Source organism: Pseudomonas sp. PME37.24/006 (genome assembly GCF_055556635.1).
Genome location: NZ_JBVHNL010000027.1, coordinates 1 through 331 on the forward strand (window position 1 = coordinate 1; position 331 = coordinate 331).

1 protein-coding gene is annotated in these 331 nt (G+C 59.2%); it reads right to left on the reverse strand.

The window, feature by feature from the left end; all coding sequences use genetic code 11:
* A partial coding sequence (locus ACZ3GY_RS23715; protein WP_465912179.1) for a hypothetical protein occupies positions 1-221 on the reverse strand: 221 nt, incomplete at its 3' end.
* Positions 222-331 lie beyond the last annotated feature (110 nt).

Consider the following 331-nt stretch of genomic DNA (forward strand, 5'->3'; position numbering starts at 1 on the left):
GCGGTCTCGTTCTCGCCATCGACGAAACGGGCGTCGGGGAGCAATTTCCTCAGCGCATCACGCGTGCCGTCGCTCGAGACGCGTTCGTTGCGGCGGGCGGCATCCAGCATTTCCTGCATGTTCGCCGGGCGCGCGTCCGGCGAGTAGACCGCGAGGAGGCGCTCCCCGGCCTGCGTCGCGATCGTGGTCATCATTTGCAGCAGCGAGGTTTCGTCGATCATGTCTGTCCCTTTCCGTTGACACGATCGACGCTAAAGAGCGTTCTCCATTAACTCCAGTGCATTATCGACATCTATCGCATTACTCTCAGTCATGTGGACATGAATCTTCT